Raw genomic sequence first — 24,481 nt, 5'->3', positions numbered from 1 at the left:
CGCGCGCGCCCGCGTCGAGCGCGCCGCGCACGAACGCGCGGGCGCCGGCCACCGCTTCGGACAGGTCGGCGCCCAGCGCGAGATGGCTGGCGATGGCGCTGGACAAGGTGCAGCCGGTGCCGTGCGTGTTCGGGCTCGCGATGCGCGCTGCGCGCATCCACACCGGCCGCGCGCCGCGTGCCAGCAGCAGGTCGCTGACCGTGTCGCCGGCGAGATGGCCGCCCTTGACCAGCACCGCGTTCGCACCCCGTTCGATCAGGTTGCGCCCGGCGGCCTCCATGTCGGCTTCACTGGCCAGCGCCCGGCCCACCAGCAGGGCGGCCTCGTCCAGGTTGGGCGTGACCAGCGCCGCCAGCGGGAACAGCTCGCGCACCAGCACGTCGATCGCCGCGTCGTCGATCAGCTTGGCGCCACTGGTGGCGATCATCACGGGATCGAGCACGACCTGGCCCAGGCCATGCCGCTTCAGCGCCGCCGCGACCGTGCGCACGGTGTCGGCCGAATGCAGCATGCCGATCTTCACGGCGTCGACGCCGATGTCCTCCACCACCGCGTCGATCTGGTCCGCGAGCATATGGGTCGGCACCGCATGGATGGAGCGCACGCCCAGCGTGTTCTGCGCGGTGAGCGCCGTGATGGCGGTCATGCCAAAGCAGCCGAGGGCGGTGAAGGTCTTGAGGTCGGCCTGGATGCCGGCGCCACCGCCCGAGTCGGAACCGGCGATGGACAGGACACGGGGATAGCGGAAAGCGGCGGTGCTCTGCAAGGGGACTCCTTCGCGCAAGTGCATGTGCTCCGAAGGCGTCGCCGCCCGGCCACGGGATGGGTCGGGTCTGCAGCTCTCCTTCCGCCGGTCTGAACCGGTTCAAGTTCACGGGTCTGGATCTCAGCACGCTGTCGCGTACACCCCGGAGCTGCGGGAATTGTGACACAGAGGGGGCACGAGGGTCTTCCCCGCACCGGCTCAGCCACCTGCAAAAGTCGCCTGCGACTTGTGCAAGGGATCAGAACTTCGTGTAGCCCCCGTCGATGACGAACTGTTCCCCGGTCGTGTAGGACGAGGCGTCGCTGGCCAGGAACACCGCGATCCCGCCGAAGTCGTCGATCTCGCCCCAGCGGCGCGCCGGGATCCGGGGCAGCACCGCCTCGGCGAACTTGGGGTTCTGCACCGAGCGCTCGGTCATGTCGGTGACGATCCAGCCCGGCAGGATGGAGTTCACGCGGACCTTGTGCCGCGCCAGTTCCACGGCCAGGGCCCGCACGAAGGAGGTGACCGCGCCCTTGGACGCGCCGTAGTGGCTGTTCCGTGCGGCGCCTTCCACCGCCGCGGTGCTGGCCGTCGCGACCAGCGAGCCGCCGCGGCCGTGCTGCGCCATGTGGCGCGCCGCGGCCCGCAAGGTGAGGAAGACCCCGTCGACGTTGATCCGCTGCACCCGCCGGAACTCCTCCAGCGTCATCTCGGTGAGCAGCGTGCCCTTGCCCGACACGCCGGCGTTGGCGAAGCAGCTGTCGACGCGGCCGAGCGCCGCGACCGAGTCGGCGAAGCTGCGTTCCACCTGCGCCTCGTCGCCGACGTCGCACACGAAGGCGTGCACGCGCGCGGCGTCGCCGCATTCCTGCGCGAGCGACGCCTTGGCGCGCTCGGTCTTCTCCGGGTTGGAGCCCCAGATCGCCACGTTGGCGCCGGCGGCCAGCAGCGCGCGCGCCATGCCCCAGCCGATGCCGCCGTTGCCGCCGGTCACCACGACGCCGCGGCCCTCGAGGTTGAATGGCTGGTACATGGCGTCAGGCCTGGTGCAGCGCGACGATCTTCTGCACCTGCGGAATCGCCGCCATCCGCCGCATGTGGTCGGCCACCCGGGGGAAGCGCTGCACGTCCACGCCATCGCCTTCCAGCCAGCGGCTGAGAGTGTAGAGGTACATGTCGCTGGTGCCGAACTTCTCGCCCAGCACCCACGGTCCCTTGAACATCTGCTCCTCGATCAGCGTGAAGCTCTCGGCCATGGTCTGCGGCACCTTCTTCTTCATGGCGTCCAGGGCGGCGGTGTCGTCCGGCTCCACCCAGCGGTAGCCGCGGCCCTTGTGCGCGTGGTTCACGTGCACGGTGGAGCACAGGTAGCTGTTGAACTCGTTGGCCTTGGCCAGCAGGAAGGGATCGTCGACCGGCGCCAGCGCGGCCTGCGGAAAGGCCTGCGCGATGTACTGCAGCAGCGCGGGCGTTTCGGTGAGCACGCCGCGCTCGGTCACCAGCGCTGGCACCCGGCCCTTCGGATTGATCTTCAGGTACTCCGGCGTGCGCTGTTGCTGCTGCTTGAAGTCCAGCCGCTTGGCCTCGTAAGGCGCGCCCGAGAATTCCAGCGCGAGGTGCGAGGCCAGGGCGCAGGTGCCCGGCGCGTAATAGAAGGTCAGCATGGCGATCAGCCTCCGATGGAGATCAGTTCGATGTCGAACATCAGCGTGGCGTTGGGCGGGATCACGCCGCCGGCCCCGCGTTCGCCGTAGGCCAGCTGCGGCGGGCAGGTGATGCGCGCCTTGCCGCCCGGCTTCATCAGCTGCACCGCCTCGGTCCAGCAGGGGATCACGCGGTTGAGCGGGAAGGACGTGGGCTCGCCGCGCTTGTAGGAGCTGTCGAATTCGCGGCCGTCGGGGAAGGTGCCGCGGTAGTGGACCTTGACGGTGTCGGTCGCCTTGGGCGAGGGACCGGTTCCGTTCCGCACGGACTCGAAGATGATGCCGCTGGGAGTGGTGACGCGGGCGGTGCCGGTCAGCGCGCCAGCGTTCGGCACGCTGGACGCCCCCGGGGGCGGGTTGGGGGGCGGGCTGCTGGGCGGCGTGCAGGCGGCGACGCAGGCGAGTCCGACGACGGACCAGGCATGGGAGAGGAAACGCATGGAGTCCCTGGGTTGGTGGCAGATGCGGACCATTATTCCCCCATCGCCGGAGCGCGCCATCCGGGCCGCGCCGGAGGCGCCGCACAGCCTCTCGTGCCATGCTCCTACGCGCGGGCGGCCGCGGGCGGCGCGAGGATCGGCTGTCTCATCCAAAAGGGAGCATCCAGCATGTCCGACGACAAGAGCAACGCCCAGGGCCAGGACCGCCAGCGCATCAACATCCACCAGGACTACGAGCTGCGCGACTGGGCCAAGTCCCTCGGCACCACGCCCGAGCGGATCAAGGAAGCGGTGCAGGCCGTGGGCGACCGCGCCGACAAGGTGCGCGAGTACCTGAGCCAGGACAAGCCGAACCGCTGAAGCGCGCCCGCTTGCGCCGCGGCCGACGGGCTGTCAAGCGCTTTCGCGGCGGCGGCGCTGCGAGATATCCACCGGCGCTGTGGACAAGATGCGCGATTTGAACGGTCGCTCAGCGTGCGGCGCAAGGCCCGGTGCGGTCCGCACTGCGGTGCTCAACGCTTAAGCAGTCGCGAAAGATTCTTCAGGGGACGCACGGCCGGGCTGGCCGGTCGGTAGGCGCTCACGTTCCCGCGGCGGAGCGCGCGCATCGCGCGATGGCTTCCAGCAACTGGTGCGGCTTGAGCGGCTTGCTCAGGTGCAGGTCGAAGCCGGCGGCCAGCGTCTTGTCGCGGTCCTCGGCGCGCGCGAACGCCGTCAGCGCGATCACCTGCAGGTGCGGTGCGTGGCGCTCGCGCTCCAGCTCGCGCACGCTGCGCACCAGTTCGTAGCCATCGCGCCCCGGCAGGCCGATGTCGCTCACCATCACGTCCGGCCAGGCCTGCTGCACTGCACGCAAAGCGCTGTCGTAGTCGACGGCGATGCGCACGCGCGCTCCCCGGTCGGACAGCACCACGGTCATCATCTCGCTGGCCTCGCGGTCGTCCTCCACCACCAGCACGTCCAGGCCCTGCACGGCGGCGCTGTCCACGTCCTCCGCCCCGCTCTCGGTGTCCGGCGCGTCCGAAGGCAGCACCGACTCTCCCTGCGGCTCGACCGGCAGCTCCACGTGCACCAGCGTGCCCCGGCCCGCGCCTTCGCTGGTGGCGCTCACTTCGCCGCCATGCAGGTCCACCAGGTGCTTGACGATGGACATGCCCAGGCCCAGGCCGCCGTGCCGGCGATTGCCGGGGGAGTCGCTCTGCGTGAAGCGGTCGAACAGCTGCGGCAGGAACTCCGCGCTGATGCCCTGGCCGAAATCGCGCACCTCCAGCCGTAGTCGATCCCCGGCGCGCTGCAGGCCGACCAGGATGCGGCCACCTTCGGGCGAGAACTTGACGGCGTTGGTCATCAGGTTCCAGAAGATCTGCTGGAAGCGCGCCGGGTCCAGGTAGGCGGGCGCACGCGCGTCCTGCACCGTCGCCTCGACCCGGATGCGCTTCTCGTCGATGCTGCCCGACAGCGCGTCGATGGAGCTCAGCACCAGGTCCGCCGGGTCGGTCCACTCGCGGTCCAGACGCAGCTTGCCGGAGTTGATGCGCGACACGTCGAGGATGTCCGAGATGATGCGCGCCTGCGTCTTCACGTTGCGCTCGATCGCGTCCAGGCCCTTGGTCCCCTCGGGCGTGCTGCCGCGGCGCTTGAGGATGTGCACCCAGCCGATGATGGCGTTCAGCGGCGTGCGCAACTCGTGCGACAGCACCGCGATGAAGTCGTCCTTGGTGCGGCTGTGGCGCTCGGCCGAGCGGCGCGCCGCCTGCTCGCGCTCCAGCAGGTCGCGCCGGCGCTGCTCCAGTTCGTAGCGCTCGGAGATGTCCAGCGCGATCGCGATGCGCACGCCCGGCTGCGCGTGCGAGGACACGTTCCATTCCAGCCGCACCGGATGTCCGTCGGCGGCCAGCAGCGGGAACTCGCCGCGCCAGGGCGTGTGCTCGTCGGAGGGCCGGCCGATCTGCGCGCCGATGAAAGCCCTCCACTCCGGCGGCACGAAATCGGACAGCGGGCGCCCGACCATCTCCTCGCGCGTGCGCCCCAGCATCCGCAGCATCGCCGGGTTCACGTCCTCGAAACGGCCCTCGCCGTCCAGCAGCGCGATGCCGCTTTGCGCCTGGTCGTAGATCGCGCGGAAGCGCTGCTCGCTCTTGCGCAGTTCGTCCTCGGCGGTGCGCGCGCGGATCAGCGCCTGCATCGTTGCGACCAGCACCGCCGGCTCCACGGGATGCACCATGTAGCCGTCGGCGCCGGCATTGAGGCCGGTGACGCGGTCCTCGCTGCGCACGTACTCGGCGGACAGGTGGACCACCGGCAAAGAGGCCGTGGCGGGCTTGGAGCGGATCATGCGGCACAGTTCGAAGCCGTCGATGTCGGGCAGGTGCACATCGAGCACGACGCCGGACACGCCCTGGGCGATCAGCTCCAGCGCCTCGCCGCCGCTGCCCGCCTCCGCGGTGCGAAAGCCCGCGGCGCGAATCACCCGCGCGGTCGAATACCGGGTGGCCGGGTTGTCATCCACCACCAGCACGGTATGCACCGAGCGGTCGATGGTGGCGTTGATGACATCCGTGTCGATCATTCAGGCTTGGCACCCTGCAGTTGCACGGGGATGGTGACAGAAAAGACCGAACCGCGCCCGGTCGCGCTGTCCAGCCGGACCCTGCCGCCGAGCAATTCGGCCAGCCGCTTGCTGAGCGACAGGCCCAAGCCGGTGCCGCGCAGGCGTTTCTGCAGCGGCGACTGCACCTGCGAGAAGTCCTGGAAGATGGATTCGTGGAACTCCGGCGAGATGCCGATGCCGGTGTCGGTGACCGAGAAGGTCACCATCCCGTCGCCCTCGAAGCGGGCGGACACCCGCACCTCGCCCTTGGGGGTGAACTTGAGCGCGTTGGAGATGAAGTTGCGCAGGATCTGCGAAAGCTTGCGGTCGTCCGTATAGAGCTTGGGCACGTCGTGCGGCTCCTCGAACACCAGGCTCACGGCGGGGTTGGTCAGCACCGGCTTGAACATGCCGCGCAGCGCGGAGAACAGGTCCACCATCTCGAACCACGCGGGCGAGATCTCGACCCGCCCCGCTTCGACCTTGGCCAGGTCCAGCAGGTCGTCCACCATCTCGGCAAATTCCGTGGCGTTCTGCTGCACGAAGGAGACCTGCTTTTCCTGCTCCTCGGTGAGCGGCCCGTCGACCCGGTCCAGCAGCAGCCGCGTGATGCTGCGGATCGAGTTGATCGGCGTGCGGAACTCGTGGCTCATGTAGGCGAGGAAGCGGCTCTTGAGCTCGGTGGCCTCGCGCAGCTGCTCGGCCTGCGCATCGAGTTCGGCGTAGAGCGCCAGCACGCCGCGGTTGGTCTCCTCCAGCTCCGCGCGCAGCTCGTGCGCCTCGCGCCGGCTGTCCTCCAGGGCCGCCTGCAGCGCGTCGGGGGAGGGAGTGGGATCGGGCATGTCAGTCCTTGCGCCGCAGCACGGCGACCGTGGCGTCGTCGCGGCCACGGCAATGGTCGCGCGCGAGCAGCGTCGCGGCAAGCACGGGATCGCGCCCCAGCACCGGCGCCAGCACGCCGCCCGACCAGCGGGACTCGATCCCGTCGCTGTACACGACCAGCAGCGCATGCGGCGGCCAGGGCGTGGTGATCTCTTCCGGCGTGCGCATCGCGATCCCCGCGGTGCCGTGCTGGCACAGCAGCGCGCGGTCCGACACGCCCGACACCAGCCGCGCCATCACGTTGCCGGCGCCGGCGCTGCGGATGGTGCCGGCGCCGGCGTCCGCCTGCAGCGCCATCACGGCGGCGCCGCGCGTGCGCCGCAAGGCCTGGTGGATGCGCTCCATCAACTGCCGGGGCGACGCGAACGGGTCCTCGGCGAAGGATTCCAGCGCCACCGCCGCGGCTTCGGCCGCATCCGGACCGTGGCCGAGGCCGTCGGCCACCACCAGCGAGGCGCGGTCACCCTCCAGGGCGAAGGCCCAGTCATCGCCGCACACGTTCTCGCCCGGCGCCGCCAGCGAGACCGCGCCCGGCAGGAAGGCGTCCCGCGGCCCGGGCAGTCTGGCCGCGCGCACGCGGGCCACCACCACCGTGCCCCCGGGCACCGTGGAGTGCAGGTCGAAGTCCTGCGCCAGCCGCCGCACGGCGCCCAGCCCGGTGCCGGGCGTGCCGGCGGTGGAGAAGCCGTCTCCCAGCGATCGCTCGACGTCCGGGATGCCGGGACCTTCGTCGACGGCGACCACCTCCACCTCGCTGCGCCCGGGGCGCGCGGACAGCCAGAGACGGCCGTGCCGCGCATGGCGAACGAGGTTGGTGGCCAGTTCGGTCACCACCAGGGCCAGCCGGCCCGCGTCCACGTCGTCCAGTCCGCAGTCGGCGGCGAGCTGCGCGGCGTGCCGGCGGGCTTCGCCCACGCGGCTGGGGTCGCCCATGGGGAAGACCGCGTGGTGGCTGCCGGCGATCATTTCCACCGGGTGATGCTCACGCGGGTGCCCTGGCCGGGGGTCGACTTCAGTTCGAACTCCTGCACGAGCCGCTTGCTGCCGGGAAGGCCAAGTCCCATGCCGCCGCCGGACGTCCAGCCGTCGGTGAGCGCGAGCTTCTGGTCGGGGATGCCGGGGCCCTGGTCCTCGAAATGCAGGCGCAGGCCGCGGCGGATCCCGTCGTCCAGCAATTCCCAGCGCATTTCGCCGCCGTGGCCGTGCACGACCGTGTTGCGCGACAGCTCGCTGGCCGCCGTGATCATCTTGGTCTGGTCGACCAGGCTGAATTTCAATTGCTGGGTGAGCGCGCGCACCTTCTGGCGGCTGGCGACGATGTCTTCCTCGCCGCGCAGGGGCAGTGAGCCGGAGTTGCCTTCAGGGGCCAAGGCCGTTCCCCCGCCGTTGCTGCTGCAGGAGTTCCATGCCGCGCTCGACGTTCAACGCCGTGCGCACACCTTCCAGGGACAGGCCCAGTTCCACGAGCGTGATCGCCACGGCGGGCTGCATGCCCACCACGACGGTCGTGGCGTCCAGGACGCGCGAGATGCCGGAGATGCTGGCCAGCATGCGGCCGACGAAGGAGTCGACGATCTCCAGCGCCGAGATGTCGATCAGGACGCCCTTGGCGCCGCTGTCGGCGATCTTGTTGGCCAGGTCGTCCTGCAAGGCCAGCGCCATCTGGTCCTGCATGTCGAGCTGGATGGTCACCAGCAGGGTGCTGCCCATCTGCAGGATCGGGATGCGGTACATCGCCGCGCGCCTAGCGGGAACGGGTGATCACGAAGCCCTGCTGCTCCATCGCCAGCGACAGCGCGTCGGCCAGCGAGGCCTTGGTCGCGATGCCCTGCAGGTCGATGCCCAGGTGGACGATGGTCTGCGCGATCTGCGGCCGGATGCCGCTGATGATGCATTCGGCGCCCATCAGGCGGATGGCGCTCACCGTCTTCAGCAGGTGCTGCGCCACCAGCGTGTCCACGGTGGGCACGCCGGTGATGTCGATGATGGCCAGGCGCGAGCCGGTCGCCACGATGCGCTCCAGCAGCGTCTCCATCACAACCTGCGTGCGGCTGGAATCCAGCGTGCCGATCATGGGCACGGCCAGCACGCCCTCGAACAGCTTGATCACGGGCGTGGACAGCTCCAGCAGGTCCTGCTGCTGGCGCTTGATGATCTCTTCGCGCGTCTGCTGGTAGGTGGTCACCGTCCACTGCGCCATGCGGTCCACCACCGTGGACATGGCCCACACCACGCCCATCTGCCGGTCCGCGGGGACGTGCTTCTGCACCAGGTTGAAGACCGGCCGCTTGAAGGCCAGCACGAACACGCTGGTGTCGCCGGCGGACTGGCCCTGCGCCGCGCGCGAGCGGGACAGGGTTTCCAGGCTCTGGCGCACGGCGGTCCAGCCCGGGGCCTGGAACTGGGAGGGATCGGCCCCCGCCTGCAGCGCATCGCGCAGGCCGTGCAGCACCTCCTCGGCCTCTGCGCGCATCGATTTCCGGGCCGCATCGCTCATGCGCGTGGAGGCCGACCCGGCCTCCTGCAACCACTGCGTCAGGATGTCTTCTTCGTGCTGTCGCAGGAGCTGGAGCACGGCCTCGTTGTCTGGATTCATGGTTGTCGGCCGGGAGGGAAAAGAGGGGGACAGGCATTATGGGAGTGCGGTCGAGCTGCCCCTTGTAGGAGAAGGCCGACAGCCTCTGCTCATCCTTCCAGCAGCCGGGGCAGTTCCGCCATGTCCGTGAAGATGACCGAGGCGCCCGCCGCACGCAGTGCCGCCGGCACGTCGTGGCCCGCCTCGGGCGGGCCGTAGCCGAAGACCGTCGCGCCCGCGGCGATGCCCGCAGTCACGCCGGTGACCGTGTCCTCCACCACCGCGCAGCGCTGCGACAGCGCGCCGAGCTGCTCCATGGCCGCGAGGTACACGTCCGGCGCCGGCTTGGAGCGCGGCATCTCGTGGCCGCTGAAGATGCGGCCGTCGAAGAAGGGCAGCAGCCCGCACTTGGCCAGCTGCATCTCCACCTTCCAGCGGTCGGCGCCGGAGCAGCAGGCGATGCGGCCCTGAAAGCGATCGCTGATCGCCGCCACCGCCGCCACCGCATTGGCAATGGGCTGCACGCCCGCGAGCAGCCCCTCGTTGCGCCGTTCGCGGAAATGCACCAACCATTCTTCCGTCAGCGGCTGGCCGGTGTGCCGTTCGATCAGCGCACGTTCGTCCTTGACCGCCTTGCCCAGGAAGATGCGCATGCACTCCCGGGCGCTGAGATTCCAGCCGCGCTCTTCGAGCATGTCGCGCAGCACGCCGTTGGTGATGCCTTCGCTGTCCACCAGCACGCCGTCGCAGTCGAACAGCACCGCGTCGAATCTCACTTCGTGTCTCCATCCACGTAATACCAGCGGCCGTCCTCGCGCACGAAGCGGCTGCGCTCGTGCAGCCGTTGCGCGCGGCCGGCATGGCGCGAGCGCGCGACGAACTCCACCTCGGCGTGGGTCTCATCGACCAGTCGGTGATCGCGCACCTCCAGCCCCAGCCACTTCGTTCCGGCTTCGAACTCCAGGTCGGGGGGCCGCCTGGACCCGTGCCAAGTGGCCATCAGGTAGTCGGCGTCCTCCAGCACGAAGGCGCAGTAGCGCGATCGCATGAGCGCCTCGGCGTCGGGCGCGGCCGTGTGGGCGAAGTCGGCCAGGTAGGGGCCGCAGCAGCGCGCGAAGGCCAGCGGCCGCTTGCGCGCGTCGACGCGTCCGCAGGGGCAGGCCCCGTCGGCGCTGACGCTCATGCGGGCTTCCTGGCCTTGCGCTCCTCCAGGGTCTCGGTGGGCGCGCCCTGCTGCAGCCACTCGGTGAAGCCGCCGTCGATGTGGGCCACGTTGGCCAGCCCCATGTCCTGCAGCGTCTTGGCCGCCAGCGCGCTGCGCCAGCCGGCGCCGCAGAACAGCACCAGTTCCTTGCGCTCGTCCGCGAACACCTTCTTGAAGTAGGGCGAGGCCGGATCGACCCAGAACTCCAGCATGCCGCGCGGCGCGTGGTAGCTCCCGGGCACGGTGCCCTCCGCCTGCAGTTCCCGCACGTCGCGGATGTCGACGACCAGCAGGTCCGGCTGGCCCAGGCGGTCGCGCACCTGCGCCACCGAGTAGGTCTTGACCTGCGCCATGGCTTCGTCGACGAGGGCGCGGAAGCCCTTGGTGATCGGCATGGGTGACTTCTCTCCTGTTCGTCTTCGGCGCGCTGCCGCCGCTTTTCCGCTGCGGCATGCGGGAAACCCGATCGTACAGCTGGTAACGACACGCCCCTCTTTTCCCAAGCTTTTGGCTCAACAAGGGCGTACCGTGGTGTCTTTGGAGGCCAATCGCATGATGCATGCATTCTTGGCCAACAACCGCGCCGAACTGATCGAACGCTGCAAGGCGAAGGTCGCGCGCCGGCCGACCCGTGCGGCCACTCCCGAACAACTGAAACACGGCATCCCGATCTTCCTGGGGCAGCTCGAACGAACGCTGCGGGCCGAGGAAGGCGGGGAGGCCGTCGAAAGCGTGAGGATCTCCGGTTCGTCAGGGGGCGACGCGAGTTCGCTCTCGGAAATGGGCGTGAGTGCCATCGCGCATGGCCGCGAGCTGCTGGCGCTGGGGTTCTCCATCGACCAGGTCGTCCACGACTATGGCGACCTGTGCCAGGCCATCACCGACCTGGCCGTGGAGCGCGATGCGCCTTTCGGCGTCCAGGAATTCAGGACGCTCAATCGCTGCCTGGACAACGCGATCGCCGGGGCGGTGACGGAGTTCAGTTTCCAGCGCGATGCCTCGCTCGCCCAGCAGCAAGCCGACGTGTTCAACGAGCGCCTGGGCTTCCTGGTGCACGAGTTGCGCAACGCGCTGATCACGGCTTCGCTGGCGATGGCTGCCCTGGAGCAAAGCCAGCTCTCGGTCTCCGGCGCCACCGGCGGGGTCCTGAAGCGAAGCATCCAGAACATGAAGCACCTGATCAGCGTGGCGCTGGACGAGGTCCGCCAGGGCGCTGCGGTGTCGACGCGCAACTTCGCGCTCGCCGGCTTCATCGCCGAGGCGGGGGAGTCGGCGCGGCTTTATGCGGAGGGAAAAGGGGCCAGCTTCGAGGTGGCGCCGGTGGACCCGGCCCTCGAGATCACCGGCAATCGCTCCTTGCTGCTGGCAGCGCTCGGCAACATCCTGCAGAACGCCTTCAAGTTCACGCGACCCGGCACCCTGGTGACCCTGAGCACGCGCCCCGGCGAGAACGAAGTGGACATCGACGTCACCGACCAGTGCGGCGGGCTTCCCGCCGGCACGGCGGACGCCTTGTTCAAGCCTTTCGCGCAGCATGACCCGAACCGCTCGGGCCTGGGCCTCGGCTTGTCGATTGCCCGGCGCAGCGTCGAGGCCGACGGCGGCAAGCTGAGCGTGCGCGACCAGCCGGGCGTCGGCTGCGTCTTCACGCTGCGCGTCCCGACCGCCTTCTGACTGAGGGGGAGTGAATTGCCGCCGGGGTCAGATCCGGTGGCAGACCAGGCACAGCAAGTCGGAGGCGACGCGAAGGTACATGTGCGGCTGCGCGGGCGGCGGTGTGTCGCCATGCTCGCGATGGCAGGAAGCGCATTCGAGCATCCCGCTGGTTCCGAACAGCTGCACCTCGTCCAGGTCGGCGACGCCATTGCCGTTCCGGTCGAAGAAGGCGACGTCTCCGGTTACCGCGGTCGGCCGGAAGAAATCCGGGTCCTGCGCGCCGGGATAGGCCACGCCCGTCGGATGCCGCCGCTCGGGCGGGACGAAGTAATCGAAGTAGTCCTTGGCCCCGGAATCCGGAGGCGGATCCAGGTGGCACATCGCGCAATCGCTGTACGCCCCATGGGCATCGCCCACGGAGCCCGCCCCGAGAAGCGAGGCGAGCGCGCACATGGCGGCCACCTTCACTCCCCACCACTTGTTCTTCTTCATGTGGCAGTTCCCCTGTGCGGCGGGATTCTAGGGGGCGTATGGTGCAGTGCAGCATGAATGACTTGGGAGAATGCGCAGGGCGCGCGCAATCGTTGATGTGCGGCAAAAGTCGGCCCGCCGCCGCAGCGGGCAACCTCCTAGACCGGCTCCAGTTCCCGGTACGGACGTGCGGGTAGCCGGACCGCGATCGGATCCCCCGGACGCACGGCACCGCCCGCGATGACAACGCCCATCACGCCGGCCTTCCGCACCAGCTTTCCCTCGGGCGTGCGGCCGAGCACCGCCGCCATGAGGCCTGGCTGGAACTGGTCGAGTTGCGCGCAAGGATTGCGCAAGCCGGTGAGTTGCACGATGGCGGACGCGCCGAGCAGCAGTTGCGTGCCGGCCGGCAGGGCCAGCAGGGCGAGATCGCGGGTGGTGATGTTCTCTCCGAGCCGGCCAGGCGCCACGTCGAAGCCTTGGGCGGCCAGCTCCTCGAACAGCTCACCATGGATCAGATGGACCTGCCGCAGGTTGGGCTGCGTCGGGTCGCGAGCCACCCGCGAGCGATGCTGCACCGTCACGCCGCAGTGGGCGTCGCCCTCGACGCCCAGGCCGGCGAGCAGCCGGATCTGCGTGGCCGGGCCTTTCGTGAAAGCGTGTACCGGGCTTGCACTGACCGCTACGACGTGGGGACTCATCGCGAGCGAACCCGGGCCTTCTTCAAACGGCGTTCAGGATCCACTGCGTCGCGGCTTCGCGTTCTCCCGCCGGGAAGCGACGGATCTCCGCCGAGACGAAGTGCGAAGCCAACTGCTCCGCGACCTTGCCGAGCGCGGAGTCGGTCACGACGCCGATCTTCCGGATGCGCTTGTGGTGGTCGCGCACGAACCGGAAGTGGGCCGCCATCGCACCGAGGCTTTCCCACCCGGGAAACGCGGAGACCTCGATCACGAGGCCGGCCAGGTCGCCGGTCTCGGTGATGTAGGGGTCGATCGTGCTGGCCAGGGCCGCGAAATCGCCCTGCTGCAGCGACGACGTGGGCCGCACATACAGGATGGAGTGCGCCTTATCGAGGGTGTGTTCGATCATGAGGGATCTCCTTTGGCATGGATGCCACTGACGTGGTCGCGACAGCGATGTTAGACCTCGACGGCGCGGCGCGCCGGAAGGTGGCTTGCCGGGCCGACGCTTGGTCTAGATCACCGAAGGGACCGACCTGCTATCCCTCGCCTCACTCATAGTGACTCCACATTCGAAGGACACGAACCGTCCGTTCCTTCTTGAACACCTCGTACACCAAGCGGTGCTGGATGTTGATTCGGCGGGAATACGCCCCCTCCAGGTCTCCCACAAGCTCCTCGAATGGAGGCGGGTTCTGAAAGGGGTCCTGCGCCAACACCTCCAGCAGCTCTTGCGCCTTTTCCTTCAGACCTGCAGCTGAGAGCTTCCTTGCGTCCTTCAGCGCATGCTTGGCGTAGACGACCCGCCACTTCACCACTTCACTTCTCTGGCGCTCTTGTCAAGAGGCTCAGCCATGCCTTTCTTGATCGATTCACGCATGCCGGGGACGGACAGGAGATACAGCGTCTCCTGAATCGCATCCCAATCCTCCGCCGATACGAGGACGGCACTACTGCGTTTGCCCGCGATCACGACAGGCCGATGAGACTCGTTGGTCTCATCGATCAGCCGGTACAGGTTGGCACGCGCTTCGCTAGCTGTGACGGGGTTTGCCATGGGTGCTCTCCAATGCACAAAAGCGTACGCTTATTCGTACGCTTTGTCAAGCACGGCGGGCCGAGGGGCGGAAACAAAAAAGCCCGGCGCTGCCGGGCTCCTTGTGACGCGGATCACTGTGCTGCAGCGCGCGGAGCTCAGGCCAGCGCGCGCTGGATCAGGATCTTCTGCACGTCCGAGGTGCCTTCGTAGATCTGGCAGACGCGCACGTCGCGCCAGATGCGCTCCACCGGGAAGTCGTTGACGTAGCCGTAGCCACCCAGGGTCTGGATCGCGGCGCTGCACACCTGTTCGGCCATTTCACTGGCGAACAGCTTGGCCATCGCGGCTTCCTTCAGGCAGGGCCGGCCGGCGTCGCGCAGGCAGGCCGCATGCCAGATCAGCTGGCGCGCCGCTTCCAGTTGCGTGGCGCAGTCGGCCAGCCGGAAGCCCACGGCCTGGTGGTTGAAGATGGCGGTGCCGAAGCTCTGGCGCTCCTTGGCGTACTGCAGCGCGACGTCGAAGGCGCTGCGCGCCATGCCCACGCTCTGCGCGGCGATGCCGATGCGTCCGCCTTCCAGCGCCGACAACGCAATCTTGTAGCCTTCGCCTTCCTCGCCGATCCGGTTCTCCGCCGGGATGCGGCAGTTCTCGAAGTTGATCTGCGCGGTGTCACTGGAATGCTGGCCCACCTTCTCCTCCAGCCGCGCGACCACGTAGCCCGGTGCGTCGGTCGGCACCAGGAAGGCGCTCATGCCGCGCTTGCCCGCGCCCTTGTCGGTGACCGCGATCACCACGGCCAGCTGGCCGTTCTGGCCGCTGGTGATGAACTGCTTGACGCCGTTGAGCACGTAGCCGTCGCCGTCCTTCGCCGCGGTGGTGCGCAGCGCCGAGGCATCGCTGCCCACGTGCGGTTCGGTCAGGCAGAACACGCCCAGCAGCTCGCCCTGCGCCAAGGGCGTCAGCCATTTCTTTTTCTGCGCGTCGTTGCCGTAGCGCATGAGGATCGCGTTCACCGGGCAGTTGGTGACGCTGATCGCGGTGCTGGTGCCGCCGTCGCCGGCCGCGATCTCTTCCAGCACCAGCGCCAGAGTGACGTAGTCGAGCCCCGCGCCGCCGAATTCCTCGGGCACGCAGATGCCGTACGCGCCCAGCGCGGCGAGCCCCCGGTGCGCCTCACGCGGAAAGGTGCGCTCGCGATCCCACTGCGCCGCGTGCGGCCACAGCTGTTCGCGGGCGAAATCGCGCACTGCGTCGCGGATCATTTCCTGGTCGGCTGTCAGCAGCATGGTGGTTGCGGCCTACCAGCCCTTGAAGCGGCGGCCGTCGTGGTTGAGGAAGGCGCCCTTGTGCCTGGGGCCCAGGCCCTCGATGGACGCGCGCATCGAGGTCACGCTTTGTTCGGGAGTGAGCGGCGCGTCCGCGCCGCCCATGTCGGTGCGCACCCAGCCGGGACTCATGGTCACCATCACGGCCTTGGGATAGTCGGGCTGCGCCGACGCGACGGTCATGTTCAGCGCCGCCTTGCTCGCGCGGTACACCCAGCTGTAGCTGGACTCCACTGCGCTGATGTAGCCCATTTCGCTGCTGATGAAGACGAAGCGGCCGCCGGCCGCCTCCACCATCGGCGCGACCTGGGGGATGACCTGCATGGCACCCAGCACGTTGACGTGCATCACGCGGTCGAAATCCTCGCGCGTCGGCGGCGCGGTGGCGCCGCCGCGCGACATGACGCCCGCGACGTACAGCGCGAGGTCGATCTTCTCGCCATCGAGTTGCCGGCCGAGGCCGCCGACGCTGGCCGGGTCGGCCACGTCGATCTTGAGCGCCTTCGCACCCAGCTTCTCCAGCCGCTTGAGGCCGGCGTCATCGCGCGCGCTGGCGATGACGCGGTCCCAGGTCTCGCGGTACTGGCGGACGAATTCCAGTCCCAGTCCGCGCGAAGCCCCGATGACGAGAATAGTGCTCACTGGCCAACCTCCCCCAGGATTGCCCGCTGCGCGGGCTGCTCCTCCCCCCTCCGCAAGCGGAGGGGGCGAGCGCCTTCGGGCGGCCGTGCGGCGCTCAGACCAGCTCCAGCGCCACCGCCGTGCCTTCGCCGCCGCCGATGCACAGCGTGGCGATGCCGCGCTTGCCGCCGCGCGCCTTCAGCGCGTTCATCAGCGTCACCATGATGCGGGCGCCGGACGCGCCGATCGGGTGGCCCAGTGCGCAGGCGCCGCCGTTGACGTTGACGATGTCGTGCGCCACCTTCAGCTCCGCCATCAGCGCCATCGGCACCACGGCGAATGCTTCGTTCACTTCCCACAGGTCCACCTCGGACACCTTCCAGCCCGTCCTGGCCAGCAGCTTCTGCGTGGCGCCGACCGGGGCGGTGGTGAACCACTCGGGCTCCTGCGCGTGCGTGGCATGGCCGACGATGCGCGCCAGGGGCTTCAGGCCCAGGCGCTTGGCGGTGCTCTCGGTCATCATCACCAGCGCCGCGGCGCCGTCGTTGATGGAGGAGCTGGACGCGGCGGTGATGGTGCCGTCCTTCTTGAAGGCGGGCTTGAGCGTCGCGATCTTGTCCAGCTTGACCTTGCCCGGGCCTTCGTCGATGGAGACGACCGTCTCGCCGGCACGGGTCTTCACCGTCACCGGCGTGATCTCGGTGGCAAAGGCACCGGACTCGGTGGCCTTCTTGGCGCGCTGCACGGAGGCGGTGGCGAAGGCATCCTGCGCCTCGCGCGAGAACTTGTACTTGGCCGCGCAGTCCTCGCCGAAGGTGCCCATGGAGCGGCCGGCTTCGTACGCGTCCTCCAGGCCGTCCAGCATCATGTGGTCATAGACCTTGTCGTGGCCCATGCGGTAGCCGCCGCGGCCCTTGAGCAGCAGGTAGGGCGCGTTGGTCATGCTCTCCATGCCGCCCGCGACCATGATCTCGTGGGTGCCGGCCAGCAGCATGTCATGCGCGAACATGGCAGCCTTCATGCCGGAGCCGCACATCTTGGACAGCGTGACGGCGCCGGCGCTCTTGGGCAGTCCGCCCTTGAAGGCCGCCTGGCGCGCGGGCGCCTGGCCCTGGCCGGCCATCAGGCAGTTGCCGAACAGCACTTCGCCCACGGCGTCTGCCGGGATGCCGGCGCGCTGCACGGCGGCCTTGATGGCGGCGCCGCCGAGGTCGTGCGCGGCGAGCGTCGAGAAGTCGCCCTGGAAGGCCCCCATGGGGGTGCGGGCGGCGCCGACGATGACGATGGAATCAGCCATGGTGTTCTCTCCTTGAGTCAAACGGTCTGGGAAACGGGATATTGCGAGGGGATGGGGCCGCTCTCTTCCTCGGCGACGCGGCGGATGTATTCACGGAACTCGGGATCCTCGCCATGCAGCAGCAGCGGCAAGGCGTGGTGGAAATCTTCGCGGCGGCACCACTCGCGCATGTAATCGTCCCAGCTGTTCCAGCGGCGCTTCTCGGTTTCGCTCATGCTGGCCTTGAAGGCCACCAGGTAGGCGCGCTCGAACAGCGAGACCAGCATATCGAAAATCACCAGCATGCGCTCCCGCTGCTCCGGCGTCGGGTCCAGCAGCGGCTCCTGCGAGCGCAGGTGCAGGTCCGGATGGGACAGCACGACCTTGAGGAAGTCGTTGTAGGCGTTGGAGAGCAGCTGGTAGCCCTCCTCCTCCTCGTTGTCGCGCTCCTTGCGCTGCTCCCAGGCGAAGAACAGGATGGCGAAGGGCAGGCCCAGCGTGGTGACGATGAAGCTCGCCACTTCCCAGGCGTCGCGCCACTCTTCGCTCATGGCTGCGCCTTGATCCAGCCGGAGATGTCCTCCACCACGCGGTCCTCGATGCCGTTGAAGCCGTGGTGGGAGAACGCCTCGCACGGCGCGCCGCGCGACTCACCGCCGGAAAACATGTGCAGCGGCGTGCCGGCTGGCAGGCGCTTCATCAGCGCGGGCAGCTGCGCCGGCGCGCAGGCGCCGCAGGGGTCCTGTTCGTGGTGCACCACCAGCACGGGCAGGCGCAGCGCGGTCAGGTCGAGCTCGGTGAGTGGCCGCGCCGTGCTGTCGCCGAAGCGCGAACGGCCCAGGATGGTGGAGGTGAGGACGATGCCGTCCGGCGCGGCAGCGCCCTGCGACTGCAGCGCGGCCGTGGCGGCGGAGTGCGTGCCGCGGCTGGTGCCGACCAGCCAGACCTTCTTGCCGTACTTGCCGCGCGCCCACTGCACCACCGCGGCCAGGTCGGCGGCATGTTCCGGGCTCTCGCGGAAGTCGCCGCCCAGGTAGGGCGGCCGGTTGTGGTCACTGGGCGGATCCAGCAGCACCACGGCATGCCCGCGCTGCGTGAACAGCGAACGCGAGCGGACCAGGAAATTGCCTTCGCGGCGGATGTAGCCGTTGGACGCGATGTCCAGCTGGCCGGCGCCACCGGAGATGAGCACGACCACGGACGCTGGCGAGGGCGGCTCCTGCGCCAGCATGCGCAGCGTGACGCCGGGCCGCGTCGGCAGGTCCACCACCTGCGGGGACTGCGCCTGCGCGTCACCGCACAGCACGAGCGCCCACAGGGCGAGGGCGCGCAGCGGCTTCATGCCGTCATCTCCACTTCCGTGTCCGCCTCCGTGGGCCGGTGCCGGCGCGCGAAACGCTTCTCGCGTTCGTAGGGGAAGACGTCGTAGACATGGCCGGCGAGGATGCGTTCCTTGTGCGACTGCCAGAAGGCCGGGTCCAGCAGGTCGGCATGGTGCTTCATGAACACCTCGCGCACCACCGGGTGGCCCAGCAGGAAGGGCTCGAAGGTTTCCGGGAAGACGTCCTTGGGCCCGACCGAATACCAGACCTCGCCCGACATCTCCTCTTCCTCGTTGCGCGGCGTGGGCACCTTGCGGAAGTTGCAGTCGGTGAGGTATTCGATCTCGTCGTAGTCGTAGAACACGACCTTGCCGTTGCGGGTAACGCCGAAGTTCTTCCACAGCATGTCGCCGGGGAAGATGTTGGCGGCCACGAGGTCCTTGATCGCGTTGCCGTATTCGATCACGGCGCGCTCCACCTGCGTGCTCTCTCCGCCGTCGAACGCCTCCTGCAGGTAGATGTTCAGCGGGATCATCCGGCGCTCGATGTAGAGGTGCTTGATGATCACCTCCTCCTGGCCGTCGCCGTCGCGGTCGCTGATCTCCAGCTGGCTGGGCGCGAAGTTCTTGATCTCCTCGATCAGCTCGTCCTCGAAGCGCTCGCGCGCGAAGGCCACCTCGCTGTACTCCAGCGTGTCGGCCATGCGGCCCACCCGGTCGTGCTGCTTCACCAGCAGGTACTTGCCCTGGATCTGCTCGCGCGTGGTGTCCTTCTGCGGCGGGTAGAAGTCCTTGATCACCTTGAACACGTAGGGGAAGGACGGCAGGTCGAACACCAGCATCACCATGCCCTTGATGCCGGGGGCGATGCGGAATTTGTCGCTGGAGTGCTTCAGGTGGTAGAGGAAGTCGCGGTAGAACAGCGTCTTGCCCTGCTTGGCCAGGCCGAGGGCGTTGTAGAGCTCGTTGCGCGGCTTGCGCGGCATCAGCGAGCGCAGGAACTGCACGAAGGCCGAGGGGGTCTCCATGTCCACCATGAAGTAGGCGCGGGCGAACGAGAACAGCATCTGCAGTTCGTCCTCGCCGAACAGGCAGGCGTCGATCACCAGCTTGCCGTTGCGGGTGTGCAGGATGGGCAGCGCGAACGGCAGCTCGGAGAAGCCGTTGATGATCTTGCCGACCACGTAGGCGCCCTTGTTGCGGAAGAACAGGGACGACAGCACCTGGATCTGGAAGTTGGCCCGCAGCTTCACCTGGTTCAGCCGGCCGCCGATGGCCTCCAGCAGGTAGCCCGCGTCGCGCTCCAGGTCCTCGAAGGGCCGCTGCAGCTGGAAGTTGTCGATGATGCGGGCCATGTCGGCGCGCAGCGTCTCCGGGGTCGGGTAGTAGGAGCGGTAGGTGGGCTTGGCCGCCGGCTCGCTGTTCTCGATGTACTCCGTGCTGACGGCGGGCCGCACGAAGATGAAGTCGTTGTGGAAGTACGTCCGGTGCAGTATCTTGGTGGTGACCGAATTGAAGAAGGTCTCCGCCAGCTCCGGCTGGTGGTGGTCGATCAAGAGGCCGATGAAGTGCAGCTTGACCTGGTGCCACACATCCATGGGCTGGTCGCCGGCCTTGAACTCCTTTTCCAGCCGCTGCACCGCTTCCTTGACGCGCAGGTCGTAGAACTCGATGCGTTCGCGCTGCGCGCGCTGCTGGCCGTGCCAGTCGGCGGTCTCGAAGCGGTGCTTGGCGCGCGCGGACTCGGTGCGGAACAGCCGGTAGTGGCGGTTGAAGCCGTCGAGCATCGCCTTGGCGATGTCATAGGCAAGCGGCGAGTCGAGGCGCTGGGGAAACATCGGCTGCGGCTTTCAGCTCCACTTGGCGATCACGCCTTCGACGGCGGCGCGGTAGACCGGCTCGACCGAATCGGCGCTGTTCACCGTCATGTGCAGGTCCTGCAGCAGCCCGTCGTTCACGCCGAAGGCCCACCCGTGGATCGTGACCTTCTGGCTCTTGGCCCAGGCGTCCACCATCACGGTGCTGACGCACAGGTTCACCACCTGCTCGATCACGTTCAGGTCGACCAGCGCGTCCGCACGCCGATCGGGCGCGATGTTCTCCAGGATGCCGCGGTGCCGGTCCCGCACGTCCTGGATGTGGCGGATCCAGTTGTCGGCCAGCCCGATGCGCGTGCCGTGCAGCGCCGCCATCACGCCACCGCAGCCGTAATGGCCGACCACCATGATGTGCTCCACCTTGAGCATCTCCACGGCGAACTGCACGGTGGACAGCGCGTTCAGGTCCGAGTGCACCACCACGTTGGCGACGTTGCGGTGCACGAAGACTTCGCCCGGCTCCAGGCCGGTGATCTGGTTGGCGGGCACGCGGCTGTCGGAGCAGCCGATCCACATGAACCTGGGCTTTTGCTGCTGCGTCAGCGCGCTGAAGAAGCCGGGGCGCGTGCGCTCCATCTCTGCAGCCCAGGCGCGGTTGTGGGTGAAGAGGTCCTGGATGTTGGGCATGCGGCGATTGTCTCCCGGTCGGGGGCGGGGCGCGCCCCGCCCGTAGGAATACCTACATGGTCTCGGCGAACAGCTCCCGGCCGATCAGCATGCGGCGGATCTCGCTGGTGCCGGCGCCGATCTCGTACAGCTTGGCATCGCGCCACAGGCGCCCCAGCGGGTAGTCGTTGATGTAGCCGTTGCCGCCGAAGATCTGGATGCCCTCGCCGGCCATCCAGGTTGCCTTCTCGGCGCAGTACAGGATGACCGAAGCGCAGTCCTTGCGCACCTGGCGCACGTGCTCGGAGCCGAGCAGGTCCAGGTTCTTGCCCACCGTGTAGCAGTAGGCGCGCGCCGCCTGCAGTATGGTGTACATGTCGGCGACCTTGCCCTGGATCAGCTGGAACTCCCCGATGCTCTGGCCGAACTGCTTGCGGTCGTGGATGTAGGGCACCACGTTGTCCATCACCGACTGCATGATGCCGATGGGGCCGGCGGCGAGCACCGCGCGCTCGTAGTCCAGTCCGCTCATGAGAACCTTGGCGCCGCCATTGAGCGCGCCCAGCACGTTCTCCGCCGGCACTTCCACGTTCTGGAACACCAGTTCGCCGGTGTGGCTGCCGCGCATGCCCAGCTTGTCCAGCTTCTGCGCGATGGAGAAGCCCTTCATCCCCTTTTCGATGATGAAGGCCGTGACGCCGCGCGCGCCCAGTTCCGGCTCCGTCTTGGCATAGACGACCAGCGTGTGGGCGTCCGGGCCATTGGTGATCCAGAACTTGCTGCCATTGAGCAGGTAGTACCCGCCCTTGTCTTCCGCCTTCAGCTTCATGGAGATCACGTCGCTGCCGGCGCCCGCTTCGCTCATGGCCAGCGCGCCCACGTGCTCGCCGGAGATCAGCTTGGGCAGGTACTTCTTCTTCTGCGCCGCGCTGCCGTTGCGCTTGAGCTGATTGACGCACAGGTTGCTGTGCGCACCGTACGAGAGGCCGACGGAGGCGGAGGCGCGCGAGATTTCTTCCATCGCCAGCATGTGCGCGAGGTAGCCCATGTTCGCGCCGCCGTATTCCTCGGGCACCGTGATGCCCAGGACGCCGAGCTCGCCCATCTTGCGCCACAGGTCCATGGGGAACTGGTCGCTGCGGTCGATTTCAGTCGCGCGCGGCGCGATCTCGGCCTGCGCGAAGGCGTGCACACTGTCGCGCAGCGCCTCCAGGTCCTCGCCGAGGCCGAAGTTCAGGCCGGGTAGCTGCATGGTGTGTCTCCTGTCGGTTCGGTCAGTGCTTCACGTCCGGGCGGCCGGTGACGGCCATCAGCGTCGCGCCCATGGTGGCGATCAGTTTCTCGCGCCCCTCGTGCAGCGCCCAGGCGCGGCCCTCGGTGACGGTGATGGTGCGGCCCGGCTTGACCACCAGGCCTTCCATGCGGAACAGCGTGCCCTGCGCGGGGGCCAGCAGGTTGATCTTGTATTCGATGGTCAGCACGCCGGCGTCAGCGGCCATCAGCGTCGAGGCCGCGTAGCCGCAGGCGGAGTCCAGGGCGGTGGCGACCATGCCCGCGTGCAGGAAGCCGTGCTGTTGCGTGAGCGCCTGCTGCCAGGGCAGTTCGATCACGACACGGCCGGCGCCGACGTCGGCGAGCCGCGCGCCGATGGTGTGCATGGCGGCCTGCTTGCTGAAGCTGGCGCGCACGCGCTCGGCGAAGGAGGGATCCTGCGGTTCGAAGCGCGGTGCGTCCATGGGGCCTGCCTGATTGACGTTTACGTTAACGTCAATTATGCCCTGACCTTGTCCTTTTCGAGCCGTGCCAGCAGGCCGCGGGCCTCCTTCTCGTGCGTCCGCACCTCTTCCAGGTTGGCCTGCAGCTCCGCCATCTGCTCTTCCAGCTGCTGGCGGTGCTGGGCGAGGATGGTCAGGAACTTGCGCAGCTGCGGGCCGGTGTCCCGCGGGCTGTCGTACATGTCGATGATGTCCTTGGCCTCGGTCAGCGACAGGCCCAGGCGCTTGGCCCGCAGGGTCAGTTTCAGCCGGGTCCGGTCGCGCGTGCTGTAGACGCGGTTGCGCCCGCCCGGGCCCGAGCGTTCCGGCTGCAGCAGGCCCATGTCCTCGTAGAAGCGGATCGCGCGGGTGGTGAGGTCGAACTCGCGTGCCAGGTCGCTGATCGTGTAGGTGTGGGTGGGCGATGCAGCCATGGGGTGATGTACGGCAGGAGACAGCGGCGCCGCGAAGGGGTGCCTAGAATGGGCGATTACATCTGACGTTTACGTCAACGTCAATCAGCACCGCCCATGAACCTCCTCGAAAGAGAATTGCAGTACCCCCTGGGCGACACCCTGCCCGCCGCCGGCGCCACGCTGGAGCTGGCGCCGGGCGTGCGCTGGATCCGCATGGCCCTGCCCTTCGCGCTGGACCACATCAACCTGTGGCTGCTGCGGGACCGCCTGGACGGCCGCGACGGCTGGACCGTGGTGGACTGCTGCATCAGCCGCGACGAGGCCAAGGCGCAGTGGGAAGAGGTCTTCTCCACCCAGCTGCAGGGCCTGCCCATCCTGCGCGTGCTCGTCACGCACATGCACCCGGACCACATCGGCCTGGCGGCCTGGCTGTGCGAGCGCTGGAGCACGCCGGAACACGAGTGCCGGCTGTGGATCAGCGCCACCGACTACAACGCGGCGCGGCTGGCCTCGCAGAGCACCACGGCCTTCGGCGGCGAGGGCGCCGCGAATTTCTTCGCCTCGCACGGCCTGGTCGACCCGGAGGCGATCGGGCAGATCCGAGGCCGGGCCAACTACTACCCCAACCTCGTGCCGGCCCTGCCGCCGCGCTACCGCCGCATGCAGGACGGCGACGTCGTGTCCATCGGCGGCCACGGGTGGCGCTGCATCAGCGGCTTCGGCCATGCGCCCGAGCACATCTCGCTGTACTGCGAGGCGCTGAAGGTGCTGGTCAGCGGCGACATGATGCTGCCGCGCATTTCCACCAACGTGAGCGTGTACGAGATCGAGCCGGAAGCCAACGCGCTGGCGCTTTTCCTGAGCTCGATCGACAAGTTCCGCGGCCTGCCGCCGGACACGCTGGTGCTGCCCTCGCACGGCAAGCCGTTCCGCGGCCTGCACGCGCGCATCCGCCAGCTGCACGAACACCACCGGGACCGGCTGGCGGAGGTCATGGAAGCCTGCCAGGCCAGCCCCTGCTCCGCCGCCGACGTGCTGCCGGTGCTGTTCAAGCGCAAGCTGGACCTGCACCAGACGACTTTCGCGATGGGGGAGTCGGTGGCGCACCTGCATGCGCTGTGGCACGGCGGCCAGCTGCGCCGCGGCAAGGATGCGGAAGGCGTCTGGCGTTTCGCGCCGACGTAGGTTGGTATCCCGTAGGCTGGGGTGACGCAGGAACCCCAGCGATGCGCGAAGCGCTGGGGTTCGCCTCCGGGCTCACCGCCAGCCTACGAGTCCAGCGCCGTTGTACCCG

Annotated in this window: 31 protein-coding genes; 3 read left to right on the top strand and 28 right to left on the bottom strand. The window is 68.5% G+C overall.

Annotation, left to right across the window (positions count from 1 at the left end; all coding sequences use genetic code 11):
• The 4 genes from thiD to AC1DSA_RS15735 form a co-directional block, all read right to left on the bottom strand.
• The coding region (gene thiD, locus AC1DSA_RS15750; protein WP_477890785.1) for a bifunctional hydroxymethylpyrimidine kinase/phosphomethylpyrimidine kinase at window positions 1-790 on the bottom strand (790 nt) is incomplete at its 3' end.
• A gap of 214 nt (window positions 791-1,004) precedes the next feature.
• Entirely contained in the window at window positions 1,005-1,781 is a 777-nt protein-coding gene (locus AC1DSA_RS15745) for an SDR family NAD(P)-dependent oxidoreductase (protein ID WP_477890783.1), read from the bottom strand.
• 4 nt (window positions 1,782-1,785) lie between these two features.
• Entirely contained in the window at window positions 1,786-2,418 is a 633-nt protein-coding gene (locus AC1DSA_RS15740) for a glutathione S-transferase family protein (RefSeq protein WP_477890803.1), read from the bottom strand.
• Window positions 2,418-2,891 (bottom strand): FKBP-type peptidyl-prolyl cis-trans isomerase, encoded by a 474-nt coding sequence (locus tag AC1DSA_RS15735; protein WP_477890781.1) that lies wholly within the window; start codon window positions 2,889-2,891, stop codon window positions 2,418-2,420. Before AC1DSA_RS15735 ends, AC1DSA_RS15740 begins: the two co-directional genes overlap by 1 nt.
• Window positions 2,892-3,059: 168 nt before the next feature.
• Between AC1DSA_RS15735 and AC1DSA_RS15730 the strand changes: the two genes are divergently transcribed.
• A complete protein-coding gene (locus AC1DSA_RS15730; protein WP_477890779.1) occupies window positions 3,060-3,251 on the top strand; it encodes a DUF3606 domain-containing protein in 192 nt (63 codons plus the stop codon).
• Window positions 3,252-3,471: 220 nt separating this feature from the next.
• On the opposite strand, the gene AC1DSA_RS15725 is transcribed toward AC1DSA_RS15730, so the two are convergent.
• The 9 genes from AC1DSA_RS15725 to AC1DSA_RS15685 all read right to left on the bottom strand — a co-directional run bounded on the left by AC1DSA_RS15725 (window position 3,472) and on the right by AC1DSA_RS15685 (window position 10,537).
• Window positions 3,472-5,460: a hybrid sensor histidine kinase/response regulator gene (locus AC1DSA_RS15725; RefSeq protein ID WP_477890778.1), complete on the bottom strand. Its 1,989-nt coding sequence runs from the start codon at window positions 5,458-5,460 to the stop codon at window positions 3,472-3,474.
• On the bottom strand, window positions 5,457-6,323 hold the full coding sequence (locus AC1DSA_RS15720; protein WP_477890776.1) for a sensor histidine kinase: 867 nt from the start codon (window positions 6,321-6,323) through the stop codon (window positions 5,457-5,459). The genes AC1DSA_RS15725 and AC1DSA_RS15720 overlap by 4 nt, the downstream gene beginning before the upstream one ends.
• A gap of 1 nt (window position 6,324) precedes the next feature.
• A complete protein-coding gene (locus tag AC1DSA_RS15715; protein WP_477890801.1) occupies window positions 6,325-7,329 on the bottom strand; it encodes an ATP-binding protein in 1,005 nt (334 codons plus the stop codon).
• The gene (locus AC1DSA_RS15710; protein ID WP_477890774.1) at window positions 7,326-7,733 is read right to left on the bottom strand and encodes an anti-sigma regulatory factor; all 408 of its coding nucleotides are present in this window, start codon (window positions 7,731-7,733) and stop codon (window positions 7,326-7,328) included. The genes AC1DSA_RS15715 and AC1DSA_RS15710 overlap by 4 nt, the downstream gene beginning before the upstream one ends.
• Window positions 7,723-8,097 carry an STAS domain-containing protein gene (locus AC1DSA_RS15705; protein WP_477890772.1) on the bottom strand — a complete coding sequence of 125 codons (375 nt, stop codon included), beginning with the start codon at window positions 8,095-8,097 and terminating at the stop codon, window positions 7,723-7,725. Before AC1DSA_RS15705 ends, AC1DSA_RS15710 begins: the two co-directional genes overlap by 11 nt.
• A gap of 10 nt (window positions 8,098-8,107) precedes the next feature.
• The gene (locus AC1DSA_RS15700; protein ID WP_477890770.1) at window positions 8,108-8,959 is read right to left on the bottom strand and encodes an STAS domain-containing protein; all 852 of its coding nucleotides are present in this window, start codon (window positions 8,957-8,959) and stop codon (window positions 8,108-8,110) included.
• A gap of 89 nt (window positions 8,960-9,048) precedes the next feature.
• Window positions 9,049-9,714 (bottom strand): HAD family hydrolase, encoded by a 666-nt coding sequence (locus AC1DSA_RS15695; protein ID WP_477890768.1) that lies wholly within the window; start codon window positions 9,712-9,714, stop codon window positions 9,049-9,051.
• Window positions 9,711-10,121 carry a YchJ family protein gene (locus AC1DSA_RS15690; RefSeq protein ID WP_477890766.1) on the bottom strand — a complete coding sequence of 137 codons (411 nt, stop codon included), beginning with the start codon at window positions 10,119-10,121 and terminating at the stop codon, window positions 9,711-9,713. The genes AC1DSA_RS15695 and AC1DSA_RS15690 overlap by 4 nt, the downstream gene beginning before the upstream one ends.
• Complete coding sequence (locus AC1DSA_RS15685) at window positions 10,118-10,537, bottom strand: rhodanese-like domain-containing protein (RefSeq protein WP_477890764.1); 420 nt, start codon at window positions 10,535-10,537, stop codon at window positions 10,118-10,120. Before AC1DSA_RS15685 ends, AC1DSA_RS15690 begins: the two co-directional genes overlap by 4 nt.
• Between AC1DSA_RS15685 and AC1DSA_RS15680 the strand changes: the two genes are divergently transcribed.
• On the top strand, window positions 10,527-11,816 hold the full coding sequence (locus AC1DSA_RS15680) for a sensor histidine kinase (protein ID WP_477890799.1): 1,290 nt from the start codon (window positions 10,527-10,529) through the stop codon (window positions 11,814-11,816). The two genes, AC1DSA_RS15685 and AC1DSA_RS15680, sit on opposite strands and share 11 nt — an antisense overlap.
• 27 nt (window positions 11,817-11,843) lie before the next feature.
• On the opposite strand, the gene AC1DSA_RS15675 is transcribed toward AC1DSA_RS15680, so the two are convergent.
• The 15 genes from AC1DSA_RS15675 to AC1DSA_RS15605 form a co-directional block, all read right to left on the bottom strand.
• Complete coding sequence (locus AC1DSA_RS15675) at window positions 11,844-12,290, bottom strand: hypothetical protein (RefSeq protein ID WP_477890762.1); 447 nt, start codon at window positions 12,288-12,290, stop codon at window positions 11,844-11,846.
• Between the two features lie 137 nt (window positions 12,291-12,427).
• Window positions 12,428-12,970: an MOSC domain-containing protein gene (locus tag AC1DSA_RS15670; RefSeq protein WP_477890760.1), complete on the bottom strand. Its 543-nt coding sequence runs from the start codon at window positions 12,968-12,970 to the stop codon at window positions 12,428-12,430.
• Between the two features lie 22 nt (window positions 12,971-12,992).
• A complete protein-coding gene (locus AC1DSA_RS15665; RefSeq protein WP_477890758.1) occupies window positions 12,993-13,361 on the bottom strand; it encodes a SpoIIAA family protein in 369 nt (122 codons plus the stop codon).
• 142 nt (window positions 13,362-13,503) lie between these two features.
• Window positions 13,504-13,767 carry a Txe/YoeB family addiction module toxin gene (locus tag AC1DSA_RS15660; RefSeq protein WP_477890756.1) on the bottom strand — a complete coding sequence of 88 codons (264 nt, stop codon included), beginning with the start codon at window positions 13,765-13,767 and terminating at the stop codon, window positions 13,504-13,506.
• Window positions 13,764-14,009, bottom strand: a complete 246-nt coding sequence (locus tag AC1DSA_RS15655) for a type II toxin-antitoxin system Phd/YefM family antitoxin (protein ID WP_477890754.1) — start codon at window positions 14,007-14,009, stop codon at window positions 13,764-13,766. Before AC1DSA_RS15655 ends, AC1DSA_RS15660 begins: the two co-directional genes overlap by 4 nt.
• A gap of 137 nt (window positions 14,010-14,146) precedes the next feature.
• Complete coding sequence (locus AC1DSA_RS15650) at window positions 14,147-15,277, bottom strand: acyl-CoA dehydrogenase family protein (protein WP_477890752.1); 1,131 nt, start codon at window positions 15,275-15,277, stop codon at window positions 14,147-14,149.
• A gap of 12 nt (window positions 15,278-15,289) precedes the next feature.
• Window positions 15,290-15,958 carry an SDR family oxidoreductase gene (locus AC1DSA_RS15645; protein WP_477890750.1) on the bottom strand — a complete coding sequence of 223 codons (669 nt, stop codon included), beginning with the start codon at window positions 15,956-15,958 and terminating at the stop codon, window positions 15,290-15,292.
• Window positions 15,959-16,052: 94 nt separating this feature from the next.
• Entirely contained in the window at window positions 16,053-17,234 is a 1,182-nt protein-coding gene (locus AC1DSA_RS15640) for an acetyl-CoA C-acyltransferase (RefSeq protein WP_477890748.1), read from the bottom strand.
• A 17-nt stretch (window positions 17,235-17,251) separates the two neighbouring features.
• A complete protein-coding gene (locus AC1DSA_RS15635) occupies window positions 17,252-17,764 on the bottom strand; it encodes a hypothetical protein (RefSeq protein ID WP_477890746.1) in 513 nt (170 codons plus the stop codon).
• Window positions 17,761-18,555 (bottom strand): alpha/beta hydrolase, encoded by a 795-nt coding sequence (locus AC1DSA_RS15630; RefSeq protein WP_477890744.1) that lies wholly within the window; start codon window positions 18,553-18,555, stop codon window positions 17,761-17,763. The genes AC1DSA_RS15635 and AC1DSA_RS15630 overlap by 4 nt, the downstream gene beginning before the upstream one ends.
• Window positions 18,552-20,372, bottom strand: a complete 1,821-nt coding sequence (gene aceK / locus AC1DSA_RS15625) for a bifunctional isocitrate dehydrogenase kinase/phosphatase (protein WP_477890742.1) — start codon at window positions 20,370-20,372, stop codon at window positions 18,552-18,554. Before aceK ends, AC1DSA_RS15630 begins: the two co-directional genes overlap by 4 nt.
• Window positions 20,373-20,384: 12 nt before the next feature.
• Window positions 20,385-21,038, bottom strand: a complete 654-nt coding sequence (can, locus tag AC1DSA_RS15620; protein ID WP_477890740.1) for a carbonate dehydratase — start codon at window positions 21,036-21,038, stop codon at window positions 20,385-20,387.
• Between the two features lie 52 nt (window positions 21,039-21,090).
• Window positions 21,091-22,269: an isovaleryl-CoA dehydrogenase gene (locus AC1DSA_RS15615; RefSeq protein WP_477890738.1), complete on the bottom strand. Its 1,179-nt coding sequence runs from the start codon at window positions 22,267-22,269 to the stop codon at window positions 21,091-21,093.
• A gap of 22 nt (window positions 22,270-22,291) precedes the next feature.
• Window positions 22,292-22,753 carry a PaaI family thioesterase gene (locus tag AC1DSA_RS15610; RefSeq protein ID WP_477890736.1) on the bottom strand — a complete coding sequence of 154 codons (462 nt, stop codon included), beginning with the start codon at window positions 22,751-22,753 and terminating at the stop codon, window positions 22,292-22,294.
• 35 nt (window positions 22,754-22,788) lie between these two features.
• Window positions 22,789-23,205, bottom strand: coding sequence for a MerR family transcriptional regulator (locus tag AC1DSA_RS15605; protein WP_477890734.1), 417 nt, complete (start codon window positions 23,203-23,205; stop codon window positions 22,789-22,791).
• A 96-nt stretch (window positions 23,206-23,301) separates the two neighbouring features.
• Between AC1DSA_RS15605 and AC1DSA_RS15600 the strand changes: the two genes are divergently transcribed.
• Window positions 23,302-24,372: an MBL fold metallo-hydrolase gene (locus tag AC1DSA_RS15600; protein ID WP_477890732.1), complete on the top strand. Its 1,071-nt coding sequence runs from the start codon at window positions 23,302-23,304 to the stop codon at window positions 24,370-24,372.
• Window positions 24,373-24,481: the final 109 nt, after the last annotated feature.

It is taken from the genome of Ramlibacter sp. P4_H7 (genome assembly GCF_056400765.1).
The sequence above is the reverse complement of the archived record's forward strand: the minus strand, read 5'-3'. Positions and strand labels throughout refer to the sequence as shown.